Origin of the sequence: Caulobacter hibisci (assembly GCF_016135805.1) — a bacterium.
GTDB classification, from domain to species: domain Bacteria; phylum Pseudomonadota; class Alphaproteobacteria; order Caulobacterales; family Caulobacteraceae; genus Caulobacter; species Caulobacter hibisci.
Window position 1 is genome coordinate 1 of the sequence record NZ_JADWOX010000020.1, and the last position, 23,322, is coordinate 23,322.

The following is a 23,322-nucleotide window of genomic DNA, read 5'->3' on the forward strand; positions in this document are numbered from 1 at the left end:
GGTTATGGTGGTTTGTCGTTCACACCCCGCGCTGCTGGTCGTTGGTCGTGAGCGCGCGTCCGGCCTCCCACCCCCCCCTCTGGTTGGTTCGGCACCCCCCCCGCGGGGGGCCCCCGGGGCCTTGGCGCGGCGGAAGCTGAAAACGGCCCCCCTCCGGCCCTTCGGGCCACCTCCCCCAGAGGGGGAGGATCGCGACCGTCATTTCGAGATCAGCGTGCCCGCGCCGTGCTCGCTGAAAAGTTCGACCAGCATGGCGTGCGGGCGGCGGCCGTCGAGGATGACGACGGCCTCGACGCCGCTCTCCACGGCGTGGATGGCGTTCTCGAGCTTGGGGATCATGCCGCCGGTGGCCACGCCGTCGGCGATCAGCTGGCGGGCCTGCTCGATCGTCATCTCGCGGATCAGCTCGCCGTTGGCGTCGAGCACGCCCTTGATGTCGGTCAGCATCAGCATCCGCTTGGCCTTCAGGGCGCCCGCCAGGGCGCCGGCCACGGTGTCGGCGTTGATGTTGAAGGTCTCGCCCTGCTCGGACACGCCGATCGGCGCGATCACCGGGATGTAGTCGGTTTCCGAGGTCAGCAGGGCCTGGATCAGGTGCGGGTCGACCTTGGTCGGCTCGCCCACGAAGCCCAGGTCGACGACCTGCTCGATATTGCTGTCCGGATCCTTCTTGGTGCGGGTCACCTTCTCGGCGGTGATCAGGCGGGCGTCCTTGCCCGACAGGCCCACGCCGCGCACGTCGGCCTCGGCGCCGGCGAGCGTGATCCAGTTGGCGATTTCCTTGTTGATGGCGCCCGACAGCACCATCTCGGCCACTTCCATCGTCGCCTCGTCGGTGACGCGCAGGCCGTCGATGAAGGTCGACTTGACGCCGGCCTTGTCGAGCATGCGGCTGATCTGCGGACCGCCGCCGTGCACCACGACCGGGTGCACGCCCAAGAGCTTCAGCAGCACGGCGTCGGCCGCGAACAGCTTGGCGACCTCTTCCTGGCCCATGGCGTGGCCGCCGTATTTGATCACCACCGTCTCGCGGTCGTAGATCTGGATATAGGGCAGGGCCTCGGCCAAAGTCTTGGCGGTGGCCCAGCCGGCTTCCTCGGCGACGTCGGTCAAGGCGGTGGTCCTGATGCGCGAAAATAGGCGCGCCTCGATAGCGGACCCCGCCCCCCCTGTCACCCTTTGACGTCTTTACGGTCCCTTTGGCGGCCATAGCGCCATTTCAACGCGAGCACGGCGGCCGACATCAGCAGGCAAGCCAGGTTCGAGGCCGCCACCGGCCAGGCCTTGATCATCAGACCGTAGGCCAGCCAGCAGGAGAAGCCGGCCACGGTGACCACATAGGTCCGCAGCGACACCGACGAGGCGTCCTTCTCGCGCACGATCTTGACGATCTGCGGGGCGAAACTGGTGATCGATAGCAGGGCCGCCACGGTTCCCACGACCACGGCGAAGGGCGAGGCCTGGGCCATCAGGCCGTGCGCGGCATGTCGGTCAGGCCCCAGCGCTCGGCGAAGGCCGGGGCCAGCTCCAGGCCCACGGGCGGCCAGCCGGGGGCGTGGCCCTCTTCCAGGCAGACGGCCAGATAGGCCAGGGCCATCTTCACCCCATGTTCGGAATAGGGCTTGCCGATCACCCCGCAGGCGCCGGCGAAATCGTCGGGCAGGCGCTTGACGTTGGCGGTCATGAACAGGGCCACGCAGCCGCAGTCGTCATGAATCTTGCGCACCACCTCGACGCCGGTCGGGCCGTCCTGCAGGTGCACGTCGACGAGAGCCAGGTCGGGATGCAGCGAATTGGCCAAGTCGACCGCCTCGTCCGAACTCATGGCCAGGCCCACCGAGTGGTAGCCCACCTCTTCGGCGAGATATTCCAGCTCCGTGGCCAGCAACACCTCGTCCTCGACGATCAGCACATCCAACGCACGCCCGGACATGAAAACTGGGTCCTAACTCTGCTCAATGATGCACGCCGTTTACGGGCAGATGGATGACGACGCGGGTGCCGGAATCGGCCGCCGTGGTCTCGGACCGCGCCTTGAGCTGCTGGCAGAGCAGCTGGACGATGGTCAGTCCGAAACCCGAAGACCGGGCCGTTTCAGATAGTCCAACGCCGTCATCGGCGATTTCGATCCGGAAATCGCCGTTCAGGCGAGTGATCGACACCAGGATCTCGCCGGGGCGGCCGTCGGGGAAGGCGTGGCGCAGAGCGTTGGAGAACAGCTCGCTGATCACCAGGGCCAGGGGCGCGGCCTTCGAGGCGGCGACGTCCACCCGCTCCAGGTCCAGCCGAACTCGGATCTCCTCGCGGTTGGCCGAGCCGGTCATGTCCGAGACCAGGTCGCGGACGAAGGCCGAGACGTCGAAGCGCTCGACGTCGGCGCTCTGGAACAGCCGGCGGTGGACGGTGGCGATGGCGTTCACCCGCTCGAGGATGCCGCGCAGGCTGGCCTTGACCCCCGGCTCCTTCTCGCGCCGGTTCTGCAGCAGCAGGAGGCTGGAGATGAGCTGCAGGTTGTTCTTCACCCGGTGGTCCACCTCGTGGAGCAGGGCGGTCTTCTGCTCCAGGGCCTGGGTCAGCTCGCGGGTGCGGGCCTCGACGGCGGCCTCCAGGTCGCTGCGGGTCTCGCGCAGGTGGTCCTCGGTGCGCTTCTTGTCGCTGACATCCAGCTGCGAGCCGAAGAAGTAGATGATCTGGCCCTGCTTGTTGCGCACCGGCGACAGGTACAGGGCGTTCCAGAAGGTGCTGCCGTCCTTGCGGTAGTTGAGGATGTCCATGGCGATGTCCTCGCCGTCGGCGATCGCGCCGCGCAGCTCGGCCACCGACGCGGGATCGGTCTCGGGACCCTGCAGGAAGCGGCAGTTGCGGCCGATGATTTCCGAGCGGACATAGCCGGTCAGCCGCAGGAAGGCGTCGTTGGCGAAGATGATCGGATTGTCGGCCTGGGTGGCGTCGGTGACGATCATCGCCATGCGGGTGGCCCGGATCGCCGCGGCGAAGGGGTCGTCTATGCCATGCTCGGCCGCGAGCTGGTCGCTCGCCCGCTGGGACTGCAGATAATCCGTCATTCCTCAGCCCGACCCCGGCGTTGTTTTTGTTATGCCCCGTATCGCCTCAACGCCGGGCGCAGGGTCGGGTTCCCGACCAAGCTTCAGTGCTGAAATGCAAAACGCGGCGGTCCCCATGGGGACCGCCGCGCCGCGATAGGTCAAGCTTCAGCTAAGCCGTTATTTCGGCTGGTAGATCTTGTCGAACACGCCGCCGTCGGCGAAGTGCGTGGCCTGGGCCTTGCGCCAGCCGCCGAAGGTGTTGTCGATCGTCACCAGCGGGATCTTCTTGAACTTGTCGGCGTACTTGGCCGCGACGGCCTTGTTGCGCGGACGATAGTGGTTCTTGGCGATCAGGTCCTGGGCCAGCGGGCTGTAGAGGAACTTCAGATAGCCCTCGGCGACCAGGCGGGTCTTGTGACGGTCGACGTTCTTGTCGACGATCGCGACCGGCGGCTCGGCCAGGATCGAGATCGACGGCACGACGATCTCGAACTGACCCGGAATTTCCTCCAGCGCCAGGAACGCTTCGTTCTCCCAGGCCAGCAGCACGTCGCCGATGCCGCGCTGTGTGAAGGTGGTGGTGGCGCCGCGGGCGCCGGTGTCGAGCACCGGCACGTGCTTGAACAGGTCGGTGATGTAGGCTTGGGCCTTGGCCGGGTTGCCGCCCTTCTGCTTCAGGGCCCAGGCCCAGGCGGCCAGGTAGTTCCAGCGCGCCCCGCCCGAGGTCTTCGGGTTCGGGGTGATGACCTCGACGCCCGGCTTCACCAGGTCGCCCCAGTCCTTGATCTTCTTCGGGTTGCCCTTGCGGACCAGGAACACGATGGTCGAGGTGTAGGGCGTGGAGTTGTCGGGCAGGCGCGACTGCCAGTTGGCCGGCAGCAGCTTGGCCTTGTCCGAGATCTCGTCGATGTCGTAGGCGAGCGCGAGCGTGACGACGTCGGCTTCCAGGCCGTCGATCACCGAGCGGGCCTGCTTGCCCGAGCCGCCGTGGCTCTGGTTGATGGTCAGGGTCTGGCCGACCTTCTTCTTCCAGTAACCGGCATAGGCGGCGTTGATCGCCTTGTAGAGCTCGCGGGTCGGGTCGTAGCTGACGTTCAGCAGGGTCAGCGGCTTGGGCTGGGCCAGGGCCTGGCCGGCGGTGAGGGTCGCGCCCCCGAAGGCCGCGGCGGCGCCGGCCGCGCCCAGCAGGCCGCGGCGGGTGGGAGACTTCAAGGCGGTGGTCATGGCGATGTCGCTCTGTCTCGGGTGATGTCCATGGCGGTGTCGTGCGGATAACGCGCGAAGCTGACGCTCAGGCTCATACCCTATTGCCTAGGTAGGCTTCACGCCCAAGAAGACTCTCAGGGCCGGTAGATTTGGTCGAAGACCCCGCCGTCGGCGAAATGCCGGGCCTGCGCCTTGGCCCAGCCGCCGAACTGGCCGTCGACCGTGGCCAGCGGGATCTTCGGGAATTTGTCGGCATACTTGGCCGCCGCCTTGGCGTTGCGGGGGCGATAGTGGTGCTTGCCGATCAGGTCCTGGGCGAGCGGGCTGTAGAGGAAGTTCAGATAGCCCTCGGCGATCAGCCGGGTGCCGCGCCGCTGCACCACCTTGTCGACCACGGCCACCGACGGCTCGGCCAGGATCGAACGCGACGGATAGACGATCTCGAACTTGTCGGCCCCGAACTCGTCGCGGGCCAGATGGGCCTCGTTCTCCCAGGTCAGCAGCACGTCGCCGACGCCCCGCTGGGCGAAGGTGGTCATCGAGCCGCGCGCGCCGCTGTCGAGCACCGGCACCTGGCGATAGAGCTGCTGGACGAAGGCCCTTGCGGAGGCGTCGTTGCCGCCCTTCTGCTTCAGCGCCCATGACCAGGCGGCCAGATAGGCCCAACGCGGGGCGCCGCCGGTCTTGGGATTGGGGGTGATGATCTCGACGCCGGGCTTGGTGATGTCGCCCCAGTCCTTGATCTTCTTCGGGTTGCCCTTGCGGACCAGGAAGATGATCGTCGAGGTGTAGGGGGCCGAGTTCTGCGGCAGGCGCGACTGCCAGTTCTTGGCGATCAGGCCGCGGGCGGCGATCTGGTCGATGTCGTCGGCGAGCGCCAGGGTGACCACGTCGGCCTGCAGCCCGTCGATCACCGAGCGGGCCTGTTTGCCCGAGCCGCCGTGGCTCTGCTTGATGTCCAGGGTCTGGCCGACCCGCTTCTGCCAGTAGGCGGCGAAGGCGGGGTTGATCTCCTGGTACAGTTCCCGGGTCGGGTCGTAGCTGACGTTCAGCAGAGTGACCGCTTTAGGCTGGGCCAGCGCCCCCAGGGGCGCGGCCGCCGCCACGGCGCCGACGCCGATCGACAGGTCTCGGCGGGAAAGCGGGCGGAGCAGGGTCATCGGGCGTCCTCTGGGATAACGCCGAAACCTTGGCCGATCCGGGGGCCGCCGCGCGCCTGAATGTTTCTGAAGGCGGGATCAGAAAGGGGCGGGGGAGGGCTGCTCCCACGTCTTCCCTTCATCCCACTTTGAAGCCGCGACCCCCTCCCCCTTGATGGGGGAGGGGCAGGGGTGGGGGTGGTGCGGCGTCAGACGCAGCACCGCCGCCAATTCAGCAGTCACCCCCATCCCCGACCCTTCCCCCATCAAGGGGGAAGGGAGAGTAGGCGGGAATGACGGGAGTTAGAGGCCTACCCTAGAACGCAAACTGGCTGCGCAGGTTGACGGCCTGGTAGCCCTGGCTCAGCGCCACGGCGCCGCCGGCCGGGTCCAGGCGATCCACGTCGACGTCCAGGTAGTCGAGCGAGAACTTGGTCACCGAGTTGGGGAACCAGTTCACCCCGGCAGTCCAGATGGTCTGCTCGCCGCCGCGCACCCGGTCGGCCGCCAGGGTGGCGGTCTCGTGGTGGTTCAGGTCGAGCACCGAATAGCGGGCCGCCAGCTCCCAGGAGCCCCACTTGCCGGCCTTCGGGTCGAAGGCGTTGGCGATCGTCGGGGCGTCGAAGGCGAAGGTCGAGGCGTTGTAACGGCGGGCCTCGCCGGTCAGCACCCAGCCGGCCTCGACATACCAGCCGCCGAACTTCGGATCGCTGACGCCTGCGGCGGGGTTGCGGCGCTCGACGGCGATGTCGAACACCTCGCCCTGCACCAGCAGGTTCTTGTGCTGCACGGCCAGTTCGCCGCTGAAGTGGCGCAGGTTGTCGGCGTCGATGGCGCCGGTGGTGACCAGGGTCGTGCCGTCGACGCGCAGTTCCGGACGCTCGGCCAGGGTCAGCGGATAGGCGCCGCCGATGGTCGACTGGGCCGGGGTGACGATGTAGCCGCCCGCGACGCCGGTGTGGACGATCCAGTCCTTGGCCTTGACCGGCGCGAAGGCCGCGCGGGCCACATAGGCCTGCTGCTCGTCGAAGGTCTGGGCGTCGCCGCTCTTGCCGCCGGTGGCGGCGGCCGACAGCAGCCAGTTCTCGCCGCTGGTCTGGACCTGCAGGGCGTAGCGGCGGTCGGCGGCGGCCAGGCCGCGCGTCAGTTCCGAGATCGCCGGACGCTCGGCGAACAGCGAGCCGTTGGTCGAGGCCGCGTCCTCCAGGCCCACGTTCGGGGCGAAGGCGCCGACCCGCACCTTGAAGGGCGCGTAGTTGTACTGGATGAACAGCTCCTGCAGCGCGCCGGCGCCGTCGGTGCCCGCGCCGCCGAAGTCGAGCAGGATGCTGTAGTCGAAGGCCTTGAAGAATTTGCCGTCGACGCCCAGGCGGGCGCGGCGGAAGTTGCTGCCGCTGTTGAGGTCGCGGCCGTTGCCGATCACGGCGGGCAGGCCCTTGTCCTGGAAGTAGTGGGCGGTGTCGAGCTGCATCACCCCGTGCAGGGTGGCGCTGAAGGCGCCGTCGGACGAGGCGATGGTCGGGCGGCCGCCGGCGATGCTGACGGTCGCGGCGGGGGCAGCGGCGGGAGCGGCCTTGGGAGCGGCGGCGGTGGCCGTCTTGATCTCGGCGATCTGCTTCTGGAGGGCGGCGAGCTGGGCCTCGAGGGCCTCGATGCGCGCCTGTTGATCGGTCTGGGCGTGAGCGCCGCCGGCGACGGCGAGCGTCGCGGCGCCGGCCAGGGCGGCCGCGCCCCGGGCGAAGCGATTGATGGTCAAGGTCTTCCCCTCACGGCGATCTGGGCCGCCGTCTGTTGTCGATGGGAGGATGCTTAACGTTAGTCCTTAAACGGACCTTTAGTGCAGCGGCTCGCGGCGACGCTCGGCGCTGCGGCCGATTGTCGCCCGAGCAGCATCAAGCCCTTATGAAAAAGGGCCCCGCACGTTGTGCGAGGCCCCTTGTTCCACCTGAGCGGAAGTCGATCAGAACATCGTCCGGCCGGTCAGTTTCACGTTGTAGCGCTTCTGGCGCTTGGTGCTTTCGGCCGTGCCTTCCAGCGCCACGTAGGACATCGCCGTGCCGGCCCGCAGGGCGAAGCCCAGGGTCAGGGCGCCGTCCTTGTCGTCGAACGGGGCCAGGATGTACTGCTGGCCGTTCAGGGTGGCGACGGTGTCGGCCAGCTTGCCGGCCACGGTCTTGCGATAGCCGATCCGCACTTCCGGGCGCACCCAGACGTCGCGGCCGAACTCGGCGCCCAGCACCACGCCGGTGTCGGCGCTGAGGTTGCTCCACTTGCGGCGGCCGATCAGGTTGTCCATCGCCTTGCCGCCGCCGGTCTCGTCGTGGGCGGACTCGTTCAGATAGGTGTAGTCGAGGCGGGCTTCGGGACGGCTGAAGAAGCGGCCGAACTTGACCTCGTAGGCGGCGCCGGCAAAGGCGTTGGCCGTCAGGGCACCCCAGTCGGCGCGCGAGGTGCGGAACGAGTCGGGCGAGCCGTCGCTGTTGGTGTCGAGCGCCAGGACGCGGTCGCTCTCGAACCAGCCGTAGCCGCCGCCGCCGCCGAGATTGAAGCGCCAGGGGCCCACCGACCGGCGCCAGTAGAGGCCGGCCTGCAGGATCGACGAGGTCGTCTGCTCGCCGACCTGCGCGACGGTGTCGTGCTCTTCCAGGGCGCTGTAGGCCAGGGTCACGCCCAGCGCGCCGCCGGCGTCGCCCATGGCCTCGTAACCGGCGACGAAGCCGAAGGCCTGGGTGTCGGTGCCCAGGGTCTCGCCGTCCTCGCGACGGACCAGGGCGTTGATCTCCTGGATCCAGATGCTGTCGGGGCCGTAGCGGTCGCCCGGATCGGGCCGCAGCGACGTGGCCTGCGAGATCTGCTGGTTGACCGTCTGCAGGGTGGCGAACATGCCCTCGCCCTGGTCGGGCAGCAGCTGGTTGTAGTTGTGCAGGAAGGTGGCGCGGTCGTTGATGCCCAGGAAGGTCGAGGCGACGTCGGCGTCGCCGGCCAGGGCGTTGAAGATCGCGTCATAGGCCGAGGCGCCCGAGCGGGCCATGCCGATCTCGGCGGCCGTGCGGCGGCGCACGTCGATATAGACGTTGTTGCTGTCGGCGCGGCTGCTGGCGACGTAGAGGTACGGCGCGTCGTTCAGCAGGCTCTGGCCCAGGGTTCCCGAGGTCAGCGAACCGGCGGTGATCACCGTGTAGGAGGTCGGGGCGGTCAGCAGACTGGTCAGGCGCAGGCCCAGCTGGGCGCCCGAGGCGACGTTGGCCGCGCCCGACACCACGAGGCGGGTGTTGGTCGAGGTCGACGGGTCGGCGGTGAACAGCAGCTTGCTCTCGGCGCCCAGGTTCAGGCTCGAGATGTTGATCGTCTCGGCCTTGGTCAGGCCCAGCGAGCCCTTGCCGATGGTCACGGCCAGCTGGCCGTCGCTGTCGCTGATCGCGCCGATCACCGCCGCGCCGCCGTCGATGCGGAAGACGTCGGCGCCGGCCCCGAACGAGATGTCGCCGATGACCGTGCCGTTCAGCACGTTGAAGGTGTCGGCGCCCGAGCCGAAGCGGATGGCGCCGATGATGCTCGGCTCGTCGGCGTCGTCCACGCCGTCGCCGTCCGTATCGGTGTCGGCGATGCCGTCGGCCCCGTCGTCGCCGTCGTTGACGCCGTTCTGGGTCAGGGTGACGCCGGTGGTGTTGCGGCTGACGTCGATGGCCACCGCCTTGCCGGTGATGGTCTCGTTGGTGGCGTCGGTGTCGGCGTCGTCGGTGTCGAGGTCGTCGTCGGTGGGCGAGATCGAGGCCAGGATCGCGCCGGTGTTCTCGATCGAGGTCAGGCTGCCCGAATAGTCGATGACGCCGTAGGCCGAGCCCTTTTCGCCGACCACCGAGGCGCTGATCACGCCGCCGTTGCGCAGGGTGGTGGCCGAGGCGCCGGCCTCGATGACCACGCCGCGGGCGTCGAACACGCCTTCCGACACGCTGTAGGCGGTCAGTGAGCCCTTGTTCCAGATCGTCGGGACGTTGGCGCCGGACGTGACCCGGATGGCGCTGCTGTTGGCTTCATAGGCCTGGACCGTGACCGAGCCGTCCTGGCGCAGGCCGCCGGCGATGGTCGTGGCCTGGCCCGCGTCGCCGCCCAGCTGGATGCCGGTGGCGGTCACGTTGTCGAACAGGCCGTTGGCGAGGATCGAGCCCTTGTTGATCACGCCATAGGCGTTGTCGCCCGTGCCCACCGCGCCGATGGTGATGGCGCCGGTGTTGGAGCCGACCAGCAGGGCCGGGGCCGAGCCGTAGACGGCCAGGGCGGCGTTGCCCTCGGCCGAATCCTCGACCCCGTCGCCGTCTTCGTCGGTCTTGGTGGTGTCGGCGTCGGCCGGACGCACGTCCAGCAGCACGCCGCCGGCGACGCTGCCGGCCACCCGCACCGCCGAGCCGCCCTGCAGCAGGTCGTCGGCGTCGAGCTTGTCGCGCACGGTCTTGTCGGACGGGCGGCTGGTGTAGCGGTAGCCGGTGGAGTTGACCGCGCCCTGCACGACGAAGGCGCCGCTGACGTCGCCGTCGATCGCCACGCCGGTGGTGTTCTGGCCGATGGTGCTGACGCTGCCGTTGATCGTGACCTTGCCGGTCACCGGGGCGGCCACGCGCACGCCGTAGGAATTGTTGCCCGTGACGGCGATCGTGCCGCCGTGGGTGAGGTTGCCGACCAGGGCGCTTTCCAGCGACACGCCGGCCGAGTTGTTGCCCTCGATGGTGATCGAGCCGCCGGTGAGCAGGATGTCGCCGGTGAAGGCGCCGGGGCCCGTCAGGCGCACGCCGTAGCGGTTGCTGCCCAGCGCGAAGGCGCCGTCGATGTCGCCGTCCGAGTCGGTGTCGGTCGGGGTGTAGTCCTCGTCCAGCGTGATCGTGCCGGTGTTGGTGACCGTGCCGGTCGTACCGCCGTTGATCTGGATGGCCGTGGAGTCGTTGACGCCCTGGGTGCTCAGCGCCCCGGTGTTGTTGACCTTATTGTTGCTGTTCAGCGTCACCAGCGCGCCGGCGGCCGTCAGCTTGATCGTGCCGGCCGTGTCGATCTTGACATCGTCGGCCGCGCCGTTCGTTCCGGCCGAGCCGGTGGCGATCGGTGTCGTCCGCGCGGTGTTCACCACCGTCTCGGCCTGCGCGGCCAAGGCCATGGCCATAAGAGGAGCGGCCGCGACCGTCGCGACCAGGACCTTGCGCTGCATACGAACCGACCACCCTAAGGAGAATACCCTCGACCCCCGAGATTGCGTCATGTTGCGGCGAAATTGCGGTGACCGCCGATAACCGACACGCATCCAGGGTTTCCCCGTCTATCCCATGAGATCGGGCGGCGCCATATCTGCTTCGACGAATCATCGCTTCGTCACAAAACTGGCCTACGAGCCTTGGTCCCGCCCTCCGGTCGTCCTTCCGGGGACGCCAGCGCCCTCTTTCCCGATGGAGCCCGTACGCCCGCCATGCCCACCGTTTCCCCCCCCTCGCCGGTCGCGCCGGAACGTTGGGGCGACGCCTTGGCGGGCGCGTGGGCCGGCGCCTGGACGGCGGTGGCCGCGGGGCCGGCGGCCCTGGTGGCGATGGCCGCCCTGGGCGCGGCCAAGCCGGGCGTGGCCCTGCCGGCCGCGGTGCTGCTGGGCGGCGGCGGGATCTTCCTCCTGCGTCGCCTGCGCCGCGGGATCGAAGGCCAGGCCCTGGCGGCGGCGCCCGCCGCGGCGGCGACCGACCGCGCCCCGCCCTTCGCGACGATCCTGGAGAACCTGCCCGAGCCGCTGATGGTGATCGCCGCCGAAGAGGCCGACGATCTCACCGGCCGCCGCTTCGTGTTCGCCAACGGCGCCGCGCGCGAGCGCTTCCGCATCCGCGAGGGGGCCCTGCTGGTCACCGCCGTGCGCAGCCCGCAGGTGCTGGAGGCGGTGGACGAAAGCCTGTTCGGCGGGCTGGAGCGCACGGTCGAATGGACCGGCGTCGGCTCGCAGGGCCGCGACTGGACCGCCCATTCCCGGCCGCTGGGCCGCGACGACCGCGGCTCGCAGCTGGCCCTGCTGGTGCTGCGCGACGAAACCGACGTGCGCCGCACCGAGCGCACCCGCGCCGACTTCCTGGCCAACGCCAGCCACGAACTGCGCACGCCCCTGGCCTCGCTGTCGGGCTTCATCGAGACCCTGCGCGGCCACGCCAAGGAGGATCCGGGCGCCCGCGACAAGTTCCTCGGCATCATGCAGGCCCAGGCAGAGCGGATGTCGCGGCTGATCGACGACCTGATGAGCCTGTCGCGCATAGAGCTCAACGAGCACATCGCCCCGGCCGGCCGCGTCGACCTGGCCATGGCGGCCGAGGACGTCATCGACGCCCTGGCGCCCCAGGCCCGCGACAAGGCGGTGACCTTCGACTCCATCCTGCCGCCGCGCGGCGCGGCGGTGGTCGAGGGCGACCGCGACCAGATCGTCCAGGTGATCCAGAACCTGGTCGACAACGCCATCAAGTACACGCCCAAGGAAGGGGTGGTGCGGGTCGAGATCTTCCCCGGCCTGACGGCGGGCACGGCCTCGGCGGCCCGCGATCCGGCGGCGGCCCGGCTGTCGCTGCTGACCCCCGACCTGTCCGACCGCGACGAGCGCTATGCCGGCCTGCGGGTCAGCGACAAGGGGCCGGGCATCGCCCGCGAGCACCTGCCGCGCCTGACCGAGCGCTTCTACCGGGTCGAGGGCCAGAAGAGCGGCGAGCGCCAGGGCACGGGCCTGGGCCTGGCCATCGTCAAGCACATCATCAACCGCCACCACGGCGGGCTGCACGTGGAGTCGCTGCAGGGCGAGGGCACGACCTTCGGCGTCTATCTGCCGATGGCGAAATCCTTGCCGCAGAAAGACTTGGCCACAGCTGACGGGGCGACTCCGGGCGGTGTCGTAAAACTGTCGTAGAAACGTCGCATAAGGTCGGCGCCCGCCCGGCATAGATCGGTCACGGGCGGGGCGGCGCAACGGGCGTCGTGCTCGCATCCTACGCGCAAGACCGCTTCACGCATGCTGACCTGGCTCTCGCTTCTCGCCCTGGCGCTCTTCGCGCTGGCGGCCTTCATGCTCGGCCGCGGCCGAGCGCTCAAGGCCGCTGGCGGCGCCTCCGTGCGTCTCCATTCGCTGCCCAACTACTACGGCGCCTACGCGGCGCTGTGGGCCGGCGCTCCCGCCGCCCTGCTCCTCCTGCTCGGCGCCGTTTTCGGCGGCCGGATCGAGGAAGCGGTGCTGCAGGCCGAACGCCCGGCGGCGGTCTCGGCCCTCACCCCCGATCGCCAGGACGTCTTCTTCAGCGACGCCCGCGCCATCGCGGCCAAGGAGTCGCCGTCGGAAGTCGCCTACGAGGGCGAGCTGAAGACCGCGCTCGACGCCAAGGTCGCCGAGTCGCGCAAGATCACCGCCACCGTGCGCTACACCACCATCGCCCTGGCCGCCCTCGTGGCCCTGGGCGGGGTGCTGCTGGCCCTGCCGCGGGTGGGCCTGGAGTTCCGCGCCCGCAACCGGGTCGAGGGCTGGATCAGCGGCCTGCTGATCGCCTGCTCGGTCGCCGCCGTCCTGACCACGCTGGGCATCGTTCTCTCCCTGGTCTGGGAAAGCTGGCGCTTCTTCCAGAGCGTGTCGCCGCTGTCGTTCCTGTTCGGCACCGAGTGGAGCCCGCAGATCGCCATGCGCGCCGACCAGGTGGCCTCCTCGGGCGCCTTCGGAGCCGTGCCGCTGTTCGCCGGCACCTTCCTGATCATGCTGATCGCCATGCTGGTGGCCGCCCCGGTGGGCCTCTACTCGGCGATCTACCTCTCGGAATACGCCAGCCGCGGCCTGCGCTCGACGATCAAGCCGCTGCTCGAGATCCTGGCCGGCGTGCCGACCGTGGTCTACGGCTTCTTCGCCGCCCTGACCGTGGGCCCGCTGTTCCGCGCCGGCTTCAACGCCATCGGCGCGGTGCTGATCGGCGGTCCGCTGGACGGCGTCGGCCAGTACCTGATGGAAGTCCAGAACCAGATGGCCCTGGTGGCCGGGGTGGTGATGGGGATCATGCTGATCCCGTTCGTCTCCTCGCTGTCGGACGACATCATCAACGCCGTGCCGCAGTCGCTCCGCGACGGCAGCTACGCCATGGGCGCCACCAAGTCCGAGACGGTCAAGCGGGTCATCCTGCCGGCCGCCCTGCCGGGCATCATGGCCGCCATGCTGCTGGCCGTGTCCCGCGCCGTCGGCGAGACCATGATCGTGACCATGGCCGCCGGCCTGCAGGCCAAGCTGACCGCCAACCCGCTCGACACCGTCACCACCGTGACCGTGCAGATCGTCACCCTGCTCACCGGCGACCAGGAGTTCGACAGCCCCAAGACCCTCTCGGCCTTCGGCCTGGGCCTGACGCTGTTCGTCGTGACCCTGGCGCTGAACATCATCGCCCTGCGCATCGTCCAGAAGTATCGGGAACAATATGACTGACGCCGCCATCAACGCCGGCGCCGGCCCGCGCGAGCAGGGGCCCCGCCCCGCGCTCTCGGCCGCCGAGGCGCGCCTGAAGAAGCGCTACCGCTCGGAAATGTGGTTCAAGGCCCAGGGCGTCGCCGCCATCGTCGTGGCCATGATCTTCCTGGTCGTGCTGGTCGGCCGCATCGTCGCCCAGGGCTACACCACCTTCGAGACCCACTCGATCAGCGTGCCGGTCTATCTGAATCCGGACCGCATCGACCGCTCCGCGCTCGACGGCGTCAACTACGACTACATCGTCGCCGAAGCGGTGATGAAGAAGCTGAACATCCAGGACGACGACCTGGGCACGACGTCGGGCAAGGTCATGGACCTGGTCTCGCGCGACCTCGGCTTCCAACTGCTCGACAAGATCAAGGCCGACCCGTCGGTGATCGGCAAGACCATCGAGGTCACCGGTCCGGTCAAGGCCGACGCCGATCTCTACTACAAGGGCGAGATCAAGCGCTCGACCGCCGAGGAAGACCGCAAGCTCGACAACCAGCAGCTCGCCTGGCTGGACCAGCTGGAAAAGTCCGGCACCGTGAAGGGCGGCTTCAACGTCAACTTCTTCACCCGCTCGGACTCCACCGAGCCCGAACAGGCCGGCGTGCTGGGCGCGGTGGTCGGCTCGGCCCTGATGCTGATCATCACCGCCCTGATCGCGGTGCCCGTCGGGGTGATGGCCGCCGTCTATCTGGAAGAGTTCGCGCCGAAGAACCGCTGGACCGACGTCATCGAGGTCAACATCAACAACCTCGCGGCCGTGCCCTCGATCGTCTACGGCCTGCTCGGCCTGGCCCTGTTCATCAACTGGCTGCACGTGCCGCGGTCCTCGCCCCTGGTGGGCGGCTTGGTGCTGGCCTTGATGGCTCTGCCGACCGTGATCATCGCCACCCGCTCGGCCCTGAAGGCCGTGCCGCCCTCGATCCGCGAAGCCGCCCTCGGCGTCGGCGCCTCGAAGGCCCAGACGGTGTTCCACCACGTGCTGCCGCTGGCCATGCCTGGCGTGATGACCGGCGCCATCCTGTCGCTGGCCCACGCCCTGGGCGAGACCGCGCCGCTGCTGATGATCGGCATGGTCTCGTTCGTGCCCGGCGTGCCGGAAGGCTTCACCGGCGCCTCGACCGTGCTGCCGGTGCAGGTGTTCATCTGGGAGAACGCGTCGGAACGCGCCTTCCACGAGCGCACCGCCGCCGCCATTCTCGTGCTTCTCGTCTTCATGATCGTCATGAACGCCGCGGCCGTCATCCTGCGCCGCCGCTTCGAACGCCGGTGGTAGGATCAAGATGACCGTCACCAATCCCCACGCTCTCGCCCTCGTCCAGGGACACGCCATGCCTACCCAGAACCGTGACGGCGGCGTCGCCGCCCCCGTGATCCACACCGCCGTGCCGCAAGGCCACGGCGTGGTCGAGACCCGCGACTTCAAGATCCGCGCCCGCGACGTCAACGTCTTCTACGGCGACAAGCAGGCCCTGTTCGACGTGGCCCTCGACATCCCGGCCAAGTCGGTCACCGCCTTCATCGGCCCGTCGGGCTGCGGCAAGTCGACCTTCCTGCGCTGCATCAACCGGATGAACGACACCATCCCATCGGCCCGGGTGCAGGGCGCGATCGAGATCGACGGCGCCGACGTCAACGCCAAGAGCGTCGACCCGGTGGTGCTGCGCTCGCGCGTCGGCATGGTGTTCCAGAAGCCCAACCCCTTCCCGAAGACCATCTTCGAGAACGTGGCCTACGGTCCGAAAATCCACGGCATCGCCAGCCGCAAGGACGAGCTCGAGGCCATCGTCGAAAGCAGCCTGAAGAAGGCCGGCCTCTGGAACGAAGTGGCCGACCGCCTGCACCAGCCCGGCACCGGCCTGTCCGGCGGCCAGCAGCAGCGCCTGGTCATCGCCCGCGCCATCGCCGTCTCGCCCGAAGTGATCCTGATGGACGAGCCCTGCTCGGCGCTGGACCCGATCGCCACGGCCAAGATCGAGGAGCTGATCGACGAGCTGCGCAGCCAGTTCTGCATCGTCATCGTCACCCACTCGATGGCCCAGGCCGCCCGCGTCTCGCAGAAGACGGCCTTCTTCCACCTCGGCAAGCTGGTCGAGAGCGGTCCGACCGAGGAGATGTTCACCAATCCTCGCGACAGCCGCACCCAGGACTACATCACCGGCCGCTTCGGCTAAGCGGAAGGGAACGAGGACATGACCGAACATACCGTCAAATCCTACGGCGAAGAGCTGAGCCACCTGACGGCCGAGGTGACCCGCATGGGCGGCCTGGCCGAAGCCCAGGTCGCCGACGCCATCGAGTGCATCGCCCGTCGCGACGCGGGCCTGGCCCAAAGCGTGGTCGGCCGCGACGAGCGCCTCGACACCCTGCAGGTCGAGATCGAGCGCAAGGCCTTCCGCCTGATCGCCCTGCGCCAGCCGATGGCCGTGGACCTGCGCCACGCCGTCGCCGCCCTGAAGATCTCGATGAACCTCGAGCGCTGCGGGGACCTCGCCAAGAACATCGGCAAGCGCGCCCTGATCCTCAACGACGCCGAGCCGATGAGCGCCCTGACCCGCTCGATCGAGCGCATGGGCCGCCTGGTGCAGAGCCGCCTGAAGGACGTGCTCGACGCCTACACCGCCTCGGACGTGCAGCGCGCCATCGGCGTGTGGAGCAGCGACGAGGAAGTCGACGAGCACTACAACTCGATCTTCCGCGAACTGCTGACCTACATGATGGGCGACCCGCGCACGATCAACGCCTGCACCCACCTGCTGTTCGTGGCCAAGAACCTCGAGCGCATCGGGGACCATGCGACGAACATCGCCGAGAACATCCACTTCGAGCTGACGGGCGAGGAGATCATCTCCCAGCGTCCCAAGCTCGACGTGATCGCTCAGTAAGCTTCTGGAGGGTCGGTCGACGTGACTCCGTACGTTCTGGTGGTCGAGGACGAGGACGCCCTGGCCACGCTCCTGCACTACAATCTCGACAAGGAAGGCTACCAGGTCGCGGTGGCCGCCGACGGCGAGGAAGCCCTGACCCTGGCCAGCGAGCGCGCGCCGGACCTCGTCATCCTCGACTGGATGCTGCCCAAGGTCTCGGGCATCGAGGTCTGCCGCCGCCTGCGCGGCCGCACCGACACCCGCAACGTGCCGATCATCATGCTGACGGCCCGGGGTGAAGAGAGCGACCGCATCCGCGGCCTCGACACCGGCGCGGACGACTATGTGGTCAAGCCGTTCTCGATGGTCGAGCTGACCGCCCGGGTCCGCGCCGTGATGCGCCGCATCCGCCCGGCCCTGGCCGACGACCGCATCACGGTCGGCGACATCATCATCGACCGGGTGGCCCACCGCGTGAAGCGCCAGGGCAAGGAAGTCCACCTCGGCCCGACCGAGTTCCGCCTGCTCGACTACCTGATGCAGCACCCGGGCCGGGTGTTCAGCCGCGAACAGCTGCTGGACGCCGTCTGGGGCTCGGACGTCTATGTCGAGGCCCGCACGGTCGACGTCCACATCGGCCGCCTGCGCAAGGCGCTGAACGGCTCGGCCGAAGCCGACCCGATCCGCACCGTCCGCTCGGCCGGCTACTCGCTGGACGTCGAGGCGGCTTAAATACTCCCTCTCTCTGAGAGAGAGGGCGGGGCCCGCGCCGAAGGCGTGGGAGGGTGAGAGGTTACAGTCTCACCGGATGAGGCTCGGCGGTTCGGCCAGGTCTTCTCTGCAAGTCCGAAGTTTGAGGTTTCCCGGCCGACGGTGAAACCTCTCACCCTCCCACCGCTTGCGCGGTGGGCCCCTCCCTCTCTCAAAGAGAGAGGGTTTGGTTAGCTCCCCCTCAACCGCTCCAGGATCCCGCACTCCGCTACCGTGTCGCTGTGGCAGTGGTCGAGCATCTCGCGCAGCTCTTCCCGCATGGCCTGCAGGTCGGCGATCTTGCGTTCGACCTCGGCCAGCTGGTCGCGCGCCAGGGCGTCGACCTCGTCGCAGGGGCGGTCGGCGGCGTCGGCCAGGTCGAGCAGGGCGCGGATGCGGTCCAGGCCGAACCCCAGATCGCGCGAGCGCTTGACGAAGGCCAGCCGCCGCTCGTGCGTCGCCTCATAGGCGCGATAGTTGCCCTCGGTGCGCGGCGGCTTGGGCAGCAGGCCCATGCGTTCGTAATAGCGGATGGTCTCGACCGGCACGCCGGTGCGGCGGGAAAGATCGCCGATGGACGACATGTCAGACTCCGAGCGGGGCGCTTGACCCTGTAGCGGCTACAGGGTGCAGAGATAGGATCTTCTTCGAGGAGGTCCAGTGATGGCCAACTGCTGCGGCGATGATCTGTGCAAGGCCGACGCCCCGGCGCCGTCCGGTCGCTGGCGCCTGGCGCTGTGGATCGCCCTGGTCGTCAATGGCGGCATGTTCCTGGTCGAGGGGGCGGCGGGCCTGCTGTCGGGCTCGGCCGCCTTGCAGGCCGACTCCCTGGATTTCCTCGGCGACGCGGCCAACTACGCCATCAGCCTGGGCGTGGCGGGCCTGGCCCTGACCTGGCGGGCGCGGGCGGCGCTGCTGAAGGGCGTCACCATGCTGGCGTTCGGCGGCTGGGTGTCGGCCATGACCGTCTGGGGCGTGATCGCCGGCCGCACGCCCGAAGCGCCGGTGATGGGCGCGCTTGGCCTCGTCGCCCTGGTCGCCAATGTCGCGGTGGCCGCCCTGCTGTTTGGCTTCCGCACCGGCGACGCCAACATGCGCTCGGTGTGGATCTGCTCGCGCAACGACGCCATCGGCAATGTGGCGGTGATGCTGGCGGCGGCCGGCGTGCTGGGCACGGGCTCGCGCTGGCCCGACCTGGTCGTCGCCGCGGTGATGGCGGCTCTCGCCCTGCAAGGCGGCTGGCAGATCGTCCGCCAGGCGCGGGCCGAGCTGCGCCAGGTCAAGACCCCGCCGCCGCCGAGGTTCAGCGTGGCGGCGCGTCGCCGTTAGCGCGTCACAGCCGCCACCACTTCCTCGACCGTCACGATGGCGTGGGCGTAGGTCGGGGCGTTGATGGCGTGGGCGGCGTGCAGGGCCTCGTCTGAGAAGGCCGCCGTGGCGTCGGTGACCAGGGTGACGTGGTAGCCCAGCTCCGAGGCGAAGCGGCCGGTGCCCTCGATGCAGGTGTTGGCCACCAGGCCGATCAGGATCACATGGGTGATCTCGCGCTGCTTGAGGCGGTAGTCGAGGTCGGTGTTGGCGAAACCGCTGGAGCCCCAGTGCTCGGTGACGATCACGTCGCCGGCCAGGGGCGCGAAGTCGGGATGCCATTCGCCGCCCCAGGCCCCCTTCTCGAACACCAGGGCCCGGGCGCTGCCCTGCAGATAGGGCGAGGCGTGCTTCCAGCCGTCGAGGTCGCCCAGGGCGAAGCGATGGTGCGGCACCACGAACACCGGCAGGCTCGCGCCCCGCGCCGCCGCCAGCACCGCCTTCAGGCGCTCATGCAGGCCCTGCGCGCCTTTCGTGGCGGCGACCCTGGGCCACAGCTTGCCGCCGTCGGCCAGGAAGTCGTTGTAGGGGTCGACGAACAGCAGGGCGGTGCGCCCCGGCGGATAGGCGAGCGACATGGCGGCGGCTCCGGTCGGCGTGGGCCGCCAGGAGGCGCGCGATCGGCGTGCGGGGCTTGGATGTTTCGGTCGTGACGGGAAGCTTCGTCCGCCTCCTAAACACCGTCATTCTCGCCTTGTGGCCAAGAACCCTCCGTCAGCCGCAAGAGCGGATGAGGCGGCGTGCTCAGTACGCCGCTTGCACTTCATCTGCGAGCGGAACCAGGGGGCGCCCCAAGGATGTTGACCGAACCGACACTTGCTCGCGACAGTAATCTGACCGTTCAAAGCAGGCAGGACCAATTTCGGTTTTCGCCCGATTGCGGACCCCGCGCCCTGACGACAATGATTGCCCATGCCCACTATCGAACTCATCGTTGAGGCCGACGAGCCCGCACTGTTCTTTTCGTCAGCAAGCGGGGCCGAGGCTTACCTCGAAGCCATTGATGTCCGAGAAGGTGTCTACTCCGTTGCCTACGGGCCTGACGGGCAAGTCTTCAAGTTGGAGGCGATAGGCGACCGTGTGCGGATCACCTCCGTCGAAGGCTTAAAGGAGCCCGACGCTCTACGCGCGCTTCTGCTTCGCTATCTCTCCGCCGCTAAAGCGCACGACGTCAAAGACACGGAAACCCTTTCAGGTCTTTTGGCGAGATGCGAGGCAGCAGCGATCTGATGCCCGCAACTAACCTTGGCTGACGTTTTGCCTGTCCGCCATTTAATGATTGCCAACGTCGGTGGAGGCCCCGCCACAAGGGCGGGAATGACGGGATGAAAGGGGGAGTGGCGTACCCCCTAGACCAGCGCCCCTAAACCGGCTCCGCCAGGTCGCAGGCCTGGGCGATGCTGTCGAACAGGGCCGAGACGGTGATCGGCTTGGCCAGGTGCAGGTCGGCGCCGGCCGCCAGGCAGGCCTCGACCTGGTGGGGCATGGCGTTGGCGGTCAGGGAGATGATCGGGATGCGGGTGCGGCCGGCGGCCCGTTCGCGCTGGCGGATCTCGCTGATCGCCGTCAGCCCGTCCATCACCGGCATCTGGGTGTCCATCAGCACCAGATCGAAGTCCTGGCGCTCGTAGGCCGCCAGCGCCGCCTCGCCGTCGGCGGTGATCACCAGGTCGGCGGCGCCGTCGAGCATCAGCTCCACGACCCGCTGGTTGGTCGGATGGTCCTCGGCCAGCAGTACGCGCAGGCGCTCCGGAGCGGGCGCCTTGGGCGCGCGGCGAGCCGGGACGGGGACTTCGGGGCCGGCCTGGGCCAGGCGGGCGGTGAAGGTGAAGCAGGCGCCCTCGCCGGGCGTCGAGCGGCAGGTGATGTCGCCGCCCATCAGCCGGGCGAAGCGCAGGGCGATCGACAGCCCCAGGCCCGAGCCGCCGAACCGGCGGGTGATCGAGCCGTCGCCCTGGACGAAGCGTTCGAACAGGCTGGCCTGCACTTCGGGCGTGAAGCCCTCGCCGGTGTCCTCGACGGTGACGGTCAGCAGCAGGTCGTCGCCGTCAGGCCGGGTTGCGGCGCGCACGATGACCGCGCCCTCGCCGGTGAACTTGACCGCGTTGCTGATCAGGTTGCTGACGATCTGGCCAAACTTCAGGGCGTCGCCGGTGACGCGGTCGTGGAAGCCGTCGTCGAAGCCCAGCGAGAAGGTCAGGCCCTTCTGGTGGGCGAGGCCCTCGAAGGTGGCGGCCGTGGCGATCAGCGCGCCGCGCAGGTTGAACGGGGCCGGCTCCAGCTCGACCTCGCCGGCCTCGACCTTGGCCAGGTCGAGAATGTCGCTGAGCAGGGCGTTCAGCGTGCGCCCCGAATTGAGGATCACATCCATCATCTCGCGCTGGCGCGGGGTCAGTTCGGTCTGGGCCAGCACCTGGGCCATGACCAGCACGCCGTTCAGGGGCGTGCGGATCTCGTGGCTCATGTTCGCCAGGAATTCGCTCTTGGCGATGCTGGCGGCGCGGGCGCTTTCCAGCGCGGCCTCGAGCGCGGCGGCCGAGGCCTTCCGCTCGGTGATGTCCTCGCTGATGATCAGCAGCAGCTTCTCGTCGCCCTCGCCGGGAATGGCGATCTTCTTGGTCTGCAGCCAGCGGTCGCCGTTGTGCGGGGTCTTCAGCGGCTCTTCGTCGATGACCCACAGCCGGTCGCTGTCGAGCACCTTGCGGTCCATCTCGGCGAAGAAGGCGGCCTGTTCGGGCGGGAAGAAGTCGGCGTCGCTGCGGCCGATCAGGGCCTCGCGCGGCACGCCCAGCAACTCCTCGCCGGTGCGGTTGACCAGCACGAAGCGGCCGTCGCGGCCGTTCTTGACCACCAGCATGGCCGGCACGCTCTCGACCACGGCGTCGAGGAAGGCCCAGGAGTGCAGGGCCTTCGACGTGCGCGACGCGGCGGCGGCTTCGTCCGTCGCGACGGCCGGGTCGCGCGGATGGGAATGGTCGTCCTTGGCCATGTCCTGGCGGTCTGCCCCGTTGATCGCGTCCAGCCCCAGACGCGAGAATTTACACGCCAGGAGGCCCTCGAGCGTCGCCGCTGGCAACGGCGCCAAGCGTCGCAGGGCGGGCGATGGGACCATAGGACGCAGCGCGCGCTTGACCCGGGGCCGCGCCCGCGCGACATCCCCGGCTCATGGAAAAGCTGACCATCCTCCTCGTCGGGTCCGGCGGGCGCGAGCACGCCCTGGCCTGGAAGATCGCGCAATCGCCGCTGTGCGGACGCCTTGTCGCCGCCCCGGGCAATCCGGGCGTCGAAGGCGTCGCCGAGCTGCGCGCCGTCAAGGTCACCGACGCCGACGGCCTGGTGGCCCTGGCCCAGGAGATCGGCGCGGACCTGGTGGTGGTCGGCCCGGAATCGGCGCTGGAAGTCGGCCTGGCCGACAAGCTGGCCGACGCCGGCATCCCCTGCTTCGGCGGCAGCCAGCGCGCCGCCCAGCTGGAAACCTCCAAGGCCTTCACCAAGGACTTCTGCCAGCGTCACGGCCTGCCGACCGCCGCCTACGGCGTGTTCGAGGACGCCGCCTCGGCCGGGACCTTCCTCGACACCTTGGAAGCGCCGTTCGTGATCAAGGCCGACGGCCTGGCGGCCGGCAAGGGCGTGGTGATCGCGCCGGACCGCGAGGCGGCCGACGCCGCGGTGGTCGACATGCTGGGCGGCCGCTTCGGCTCGGCCGGCGCGCGGGTGGTGATCGAGGAGTTCATGCACGGCGAGGAGGCCTCGCTGTTCGCCCTCTCCGACGGCAAGACCGCCGTGCTGTTCGGCGCGGCCCAGGACCACAAGCGCGCCTATGACGGCGACGAGGGCCCCAACACCGGCGGCATGGGCACCTATTCGCCGCCGCCCGTGCTGACCGACGCCCTGGTCGAGCAGGCCTGGCGCGAGCTGATCGTTCCGACCGTCGAGGGCATGGCCGCCGAGGGCAATCCCTATGTCGGCGTGCTCTATGCCGGCCTGATGCTGACGCCCACGGGGCCGAAGCTCGTCGAATACAACGCCCGCTTCGGCGACCCGGAATGCCAGGTGCTGATGCTGCGGCTGGAAAGCGACATCGTCCCGATCCTGCTGGCCGCGGCCAAGGGCGAGCTGGCGAGCGCCGAGCCGCCCAAGTGGCGCGACGAGGCGGCGATCTGCGTGGTCCTGGCCGCCGAGGGCTATCCCGACGCCCCCGAGACCGGCGGCCTGATCCAGGGCGCCGAGGCCGACTACGGCCATGAGGCCGAGATTTTCCACGCCGGCACCACCCGCGACGCCGAGGGCAACCTCGTCGCTTCGGGTGGCCGCGTGCTCAATGTCTGCGCCCTGGGCGCGACCCTGCACGAAGCCCGCGACGTGGCCTATGCGGCGCTGGGCACGGTGTCGCTGGAAGGCGGCTTCTACCGCTCCGACATCGGCTGGCGGGCGCTCTGACCTGGTCCCTCTCCCCTTGC

At 69.1% G+C, this 23,322-nt stretch carries 20 protein-coding genes; 9 read left to right on the forward strand and 11 right to left on the reverse strand.

What is annotated here, in order from left to right; all coding sequences use genetic code 11:
* Positions 1 to 198: 198 nt before the first annotated feature.
* The 8 genes from argB to I4Q42_RS21425 all read right to left on the reverse strand — a co-directional run bounded on the left by argB (position 199) and on the right by I4Q42_RS21425 (position 10,589).
* Positions 199 to 1,113 carry an acetylglutamate kinase gene (gene argB, locus I4Q42_RS21390; protein WP_198578124.1) on the reverse strand — a complete coding sequence of 305 codons (915 nt, stop codon included), beginning with the start codon at positions 1,111 to 1,113 and terminating at the stop codon, positions 199 to 201.
* A gap of 59 nt (positions 1,114 to 1,172) precedes the next feature.
* Positions 1,173 to 1,469, reverse strand: coding sequence for a SemiSWEET family sugar transporter (locus tag I4Q42_RS21395; RefSeq protein WP_198578125.1), 297 nt, complete (start codon positions 1,467 to 1,469; stop codon positions 1,173 to 1,175).
* Positions 1,469 to 1,933, reverse strand: a complete 465-nt coding sequence (locus I4Q42_RS21400; protein ID WP_198578126.1) for a response regulator — start codon at positions 1,931 to 1,933, stop codon at positions 1,469 to 1,471. The genes I4Q42_RS21395 and I4Q42_RS21400 overlap by 1 nt, the downstream gene beginning before the upstream one ends.
* A 22-nt stretch (positions 1,934 to 1,955) precedes the next feature.
* Positions 1,956 to 3,065, reverse strand: coding sequence for a photosensory histidine protein kinase LovK (lovK, locus tag I4Q42_RS21405; RefSeq protein ID WP_198578127.1), 1,110 nt, complete (start codon positions 3,063 to 3,065; stop codon positions 1,956 to 1,958).
* Between the two features lie 159 nt (positions 3,066 to 3,224).
* Positions 3,225 to 4,271 carry a sulfate ABC transporter substrate-binding protein gene (locus I4Q42_RS21410; RefSeq protein WP_198578128.1) on the reverse strand — a complete coding sequence of 349 codons (1,047 nt, stop codon included), beginning with the start codon at positions 4,269 to 4,271 and terminating at the stop codon, positions 3,225 to 3,227.
* A gap of 116 nt (positions 4,272 to 4,387) precedes the next feature.
* Complete coding sequence (locus I4Q42_RS21415; RefSeq protein WP_198578129.1) at positions 4,388 to 5,413, reverse strand: sulfate ABC transporter substrate-binding protein; 1,026 nt, start codon at positions 5,411 to 5,413, stop codon at positions 4,388 to 4,390.
* A 295-nt stretch (positions 5,414 to 5,708) separates the two neighbouring features.
* Positions 5,709 to 7,148 (reverse strand): OprO/OprP family phosphate-selective porin, encoded by a 1,440-nt coding sequence (locus I4Q42_RS21420; RefSeq protein WP_198578130.1) that lies wholly within the window; start codon positions 7,146 to 7,148, stop codon positions 5,709 to 5,711.
* A gap of 204 nt (positions 7,149 to 7,352) precedes the next feature.
* Positions 7,353 to 10,589: an autotransporter outer membrane beta-barrel domain-containing protein gene (locus tag I4Q42_RS21425; RefSeq protein ID WP_198578131.1), complete on the reverse strand. Its 3,237-nt coding sequence runs from the start codon at positions 10,587 to 10,589 to the stop codon at positions 7,353 to 7,355.
* 255 nt (positions 10,590 to 10,844) lie between these two features.
* On the opposite strand from I4Q42_RS21425, the gene I4Q42_RS21430 reads away from it, so the two are divergent.
* From I4Q42_RS21430 to phoB, 6 genes are all read left to right on the forward strand, one after another.
* Positions 10,845 to 12,302: a sensor histidine kinase gene (locus I4Q42_RS21430; RefSeq protein WP_198578132.1), complete on the forward strand. Its 1,458-nt coding sequence runs from the start codon at positions 10,845 to 10,847 to the stop codon at positions 12,300 to 12,302.
* Between the two features lie 102 nt (positions 12,303 to 12,404).
* A complete protein-coding gene (pstC, locus tag I4Q42_RS21435; RefSeq protein WP_198578133.1) occupies positions 12,405 to 13,847 on the forward strand; it encodes a phosphate ABC transporter permease subunit PstC in 1,443 nt (480 codons plus the stop codon).
* Positions 13,840 to 15,153, forward strand: coding sequence for a phosphate ABC transporter permease PstA (gene pstA / locus I4Q42_RS21440; protein WP_198578134.1), 1,314 nt, complete (start codon positions 13,840 to 13,842; stop codon positions 15,151 to 15,153). The genes pstC and pstA overlap by 8 nt, the downstream gene beginning before the upstream one ends.
* 55 nt (positions 15,154 to 15,208) lie before the next feature.
* Complete coding sequence (gene pstB / locus I4Q42_RS21445) at positions 15,209 to 16,051, forward strand: phosphate ABC transporter ATP-binding protein PstB (protein ID WP_408611114.1); 843 nt, start codon at positions 15,209 to 15,211, stop codon at positions 16,049 to 16,051.
* An 18-nt stretch (positions 16,052 to 16,069) separates the two neighbouring features.
* Positions 16,070 to 16,762, forward strand: coding sequence for a phosphate signaling complex protein PhoU (gene phoU / locus I4Q42_RS21450; protein WP_198578136.1), 693 nt, complete (start codon positions 16,070 to 16,072; stop codon positions 16,760 to 16,762).
* A 21-nt stretch (positions 16,763 to 16,783) separates the two neighbouring features.
* Positions 16,784 to 17,476: a phosphate regulon transcriptional regulator PhoB gene (phoB, locus tag I4Q42_RS21455; protein ID WP_198578137.1), complete on the forward strand. Its 693-nt coding sequence runs from the start codon at positions 16,784 to 16,786 to the stop codon at positions 17,474 to 17,476.
* Between the two features lie 209 nt (positions 17,477 to 17,685).
* Here the strand turns inward: phoB and I4Q42_RS21460 are convergent, their stop codons facing one another.
* On the reverse strand, positions 17,686 to 18,078 hold the full coding sequence (locus I4Q42_RS21460) for a MerR family transcriptional regulator (RefSeq protein WP_198578138.1): 393 nt from the start codon (positions 18,076 to 18,078) through the stop codon (positions 17,686 to 17,688).
* Between the two features lie 79 nt (positions 18,079 to 18,157).
* Between I4Q42_RS21460 and I4Q42_RS21465 the strand changes: the two genes are divergently transcribed.
* On the forward strand, positions 18,158 to 18,823 hold the full coding sequence (locus I4Q42_RS21465; RefSeq protein WP_198578139.1) for a cation transporter: 666 nt from the start codon (positions 18,158 to 18,160) through the stop codon (positions 18,821 to 18,823).
* Here the strand turns inward: I4Q42_RS21465 and I4Q42_RS21470 are convergent.
* Positions 18,820 to 19,440 carry an isochorismatase family cysteine hydrolase gene (locus I4Q42_RS21470; protein ID WP_198578140.1) on the reverse strand — a complete coding sequence of 207 codons (621 nt, stop codon included), beginning with the start codon at positions 19,438 to 19,440 and terminating at the stop codon, positions 18,820 to 18,822. The genes I4Q42_RS21465 and I4Q42_RS21470 overlap by 4 nt on opposite strands.
* Positions 19,441 to 19,774: 334 nt before the next feature.
* Here I4Q42_RS21470 and I4Q42_RS21475 point away from each other — a divergent pair, with 334 nt between their 5' ends.
* Complete coding sequence (locus tag I4Q42_RS21475; RefSeq protein ID WP_198578141.1) at positions 19,775 to 20,092, forward strand: hypothetical protein; 318 nt, start codon at positions 19,775 to 19,777, stop codon at positions 20,090 to 20,092.
* A 133-nt stretch (positions 20,093 to 20,225) separates the two neighbouring features.
* Here the strand turns inward: I4Q42_RS21475 and I4Q42_RS21480 are convergent, their stop codons facing one another.
* Entirely contained in the window at positions 20,226 to 21,851 is a 1,626-nt protein-coding gene (locus I4Q42_RS21480; RefSeq protein ID WP_198578142.1) for a PAS domain-containing sensor histidine kinase, read from the reverse strand.
* 176 nt (positions 21,852 to 22,027) lie between these two features.
* On the opposite strand from I4Q42_RS21480, the gene purD reads away from it, so the two are divergent.
* The gene (gene purD / locus I4Q42_RS21485; RefSeq protein WP_198578143.1) at positions 22,028 to 23,302 is read left to right on the forward strand and encodes a phosphoribosylamine--glycine ligase; all 1,275 of its coding nucleotides are present in this window, start codon (positions 22,028 to 22,030) and stop codon (positions 23,300 to 23,302) included.
* Positions 23,303 to 23,322: the final 20 nt, after the last annotated feature.

What these genes read in the sequence shown, in the direction of transcription:
- lovK (WP_198578127.1), bottom strand. Translation starts at nt 3,065, where the DNA reads ATGACGGATTATCTGCAGTCCCAGCGGGCGAGCGACCAGCTCGCGGCC.
- phoU (WP_198578136.1), top strand. Translation starts at nt 16,070, where the DNA reads ATGACCGAACATACCGTCAAATCCTACGGCGAAGAGCTGAGCCACCTG.
- pstB (WP_408611114.1), top strand. Translation starts at nt 15,209, where the DNA reads ATGCCTACCCAGAACCGTGACGGCGGCGTCGCCGCCCCCGTGATCCAC.
- I4Q42_RS21465 (WP_198578139.1), top strand. Translation starts at nt 18,158, where the DNA reads ATGGCCAACTGCTGCGGCGATGATCTGTGCAAGGCCGACGCCCCGGCG.
- I4Q42_RS21480 (WP_198578142.1), bottom strand. Translation starts at nt 21,851, where the DNA reads ATGGCCAAGGACGACCATTCCCATCCGCGCGACCCGGCCGTCGCGACG.
- pstA (WP_198578134.1), top strand. Translation starts at nt 13,840, where the DNA reads ATGACTGACGCCGCCATCAACGCCGGCGCCGGCCCGCGCGAGCAGGGG.
- I4Q42_RS21425 (WP_198578131.1), bottom strand. Translation starts at nt 10,589, where the DNA reads ATGCAGCGCAAGGTCCTGGTCGCGACGGTCGCGGCCGCTCCTCTTATG.
- I4Q42_RS21400 (WP_198578126.1), bottom strand. Translation starts at nt 1,933, where the DNA reads ATGTCCGGGCGTGCGTTGGATGTGCTGATCGTCGAGGACGAGGTGTTG.
- purD (WP_198578143.1), top strand. Translation starts at nt 22,028, where the DNA reads ATGGAAAAGCTGACCATCCTCCTCGTCGGGTCCGGCGGGCGCGAGCAC.
- I4Q42_RS21475 (WP_198578141.1), top strand. Translation starts at nt 19,775, where the DNA reads ATGCCCACTATCGAACTCATCGTTGAGGCCGACGAGCCCGCACTGTTC.
- I4Q42_RS21460 (WP_198578138.1), bottom strand. Translation starts at nt 18,078, where the DNA reads ATGTCGTCCATCGGCGATCTTTCCCGCCGCACCGGCGTGCCGGTCGAG.
- I4Q42_RS21470 (WP_198578140.1), bottom strand. Translation starts at nt 19,440, where the DNA reads ATGTCGCTCGCCTATCCGCCGGGGCGCACCGCCCTGCTGTTCGTCGAC.
- I4Q42_RS21430 (WP_198578132.1), top strand. Translation starts at nt 10,845, where the DNA reads ATGCCCACCGTTTCCCCCCCCTCGCCGGTCGCGCCGGAACGTTGGGGC.
- I4Q42_RS21415 (WP_198578129.1), bottom strand. Translation starts at nt 5,413, where the DNA reads ATGACCCTGCTCCGCCCGCTTTCCCGCCGAGACCTGTCGATCGGCGTC.
- I4Q42_RS21395 (WP_198578125.1), bottom strand. Translation starts at nt 1,469, where the DNA reads ATGGCCCAGGCCTCGCCCTTCGCCGTGGTCGTGGGAACCGTGGCGGCC.
- I4Q42_RS21410 (WP_198578128.1), bottom strand. Translation starts at nt 4,271, where the DNA reads ATGACCACCGCCTTGAAGTCTCCCACCCGCCGCGGCCTGCTGGGCGCG.
- pstC (WP_198578133.1), top strand. Translation starts at nt 12,405, where the DNA reads ATGCTGACCTGGCTCTCGCTTCTCGCCCTGGCGCTCTTCGCGCTGGCG.